Below are 1,527 nucleotides of genomic sequence, written 5' to 3' on the forward strand. Positions count from 1 at the left end.
GGTGGTAGTAGGTAAGCGATGGGGTGACGCAGGAAGGTAGTCCAGCCCGGGCGGTGGTAGTCCCGGGGTAAGGGTGTAGGCCGTGTGATAGGCAAATCCGTCACACATTGAGGCTGAGACCTGATGCCGAGCCGATTGTGGTGAAGTGGATGATCCTATGCTGTCGAGAAAAGCCTCTAGCGAGTTTCATGGCGGCCCGTACCCTAAACCGACTCAGGTGGTCAGGTAGAGAATACCGAGGCGTTCGGGTGAACTATGGTTAAGGAACTCGGCAAAATGCCCCCGTAACTTCGGGAGAAGGGGGGCCATCACCGGTGACGGCATTTACTGCCAGAGCTGGGGGTGGCCGCAGAGACCAGCGAGAAGCGACTGTTTACTAAAAACACAGGTCCGTGCGAAGCCGTAAGGCGATGTATACGGACTGACGCCTGCCCGGTGCTGGAACGTTAAGGGGACCGGTTAGTCACATTTCGGTGTGGCGAAGCTGAGAACTTAAGCGCCAGTAAACGGCGGTGGTAACTATAACCATCCTAAGGTAGCGAAATTCCTTGTCGGGTAAGTTCCGACCTGCACGAATGGCGTAACGACTTCTCGACTGTCTCAACCATAGGCCCGGTGAAATTGCACTACGAGTAAAGATGCTCGTTTCGCGCAGCAGGACGGAAAGACCCCGGGACCTTTACTACAGTTTGATATTGGTGTTCGGTTCGGCTTGTGTAGGATAGGTGGGAGACTGTGAACTCTGGACGCCAGTTCAGGGGGAGTCGTCGTTGAAATACCACTCTGGTCGTGCTGGATGTCTAACCTGGGTCCGTGATCCGGATCAGGGACAGTGTCTGATGGGTAGTTTAACTGGGGCGGTTGCCTCCCAAAGAGTAACGGAGGCGCCCAAAGGTTCCCTCAGCCTGGTTGGCAATCAGGTGTTGAGTGTAAGTGCACAAGGGAGCTTGACTGTGAGACCGACGGGTCGAGCAGGGACGAAAGTCGGGACTAGTGATCCGGCGGTGGCTTGTGGAAGCGCCGTCGCTCAACGGATAAAAGGTACCCCGGGGATAACAGGCTGATCTTCCCCAAGAGTCCATATCGACGGGATGGTTTGGCACCTCGATGTCGGCTCGTCGCATCCTGGGGCTGGAGTCGGTCCCAAGGGTTGGGCTGTTCGCCCATTAAAGCGGTACGCGAGCTGGGTTTAGAACGTCGTGAGACAGTTCGGTCCCTATCCGCTGCGCGCGCAGGAGTCTTGAGAAGGGCTGTCCCTAGTACGAGAGGACCGGGACGGACGAACCTCTGGTGTGCCAGTTGTCCTGCCAAGGGCATGGCTGGTTGGCTACGTTCGGAAAGGATAACCGCTGAAAGCATCTAAGCGGGAAGCCTGCTTCGAGATGAGGACTCCCACCCCCTTGAGGGGTTAAGGCTCCCAGTAGACGACTGGGTTGATAGGCCAGATGTGGAAGCCGGGCAACCGGTGAAGCTGACTGGTACTAATAGGCCGAGGGCTTGTCCTCAGTTGCTCGCGTCCACTGTGTT

1 rRNA gene (cut by a window edge) is annotated in these 1,527 nt (G+C 56.8%); it reads left to right on the forward strand.

The window, feature by feature from the left end:
• A 23S ribosomal RNA gene (locus tag ACFWDI_RS40845) occupies positions 1-1,505 on the forward strand; it begins 1,719 nt to the left of the window's first position.
• The last annotated feature ends 22 nt before the right edge of the window (positions 1,506-1,527 follow it).

The sequence above is a fragment of the Streptomyces sp. NPDC060064 genome (genome assembly GCF_042736455.1).
Lineage (GTDB): Bacteria > Actinomycetota > Actinomycetes > Streptomycetales > Streptomycetaceae > Streptomyces.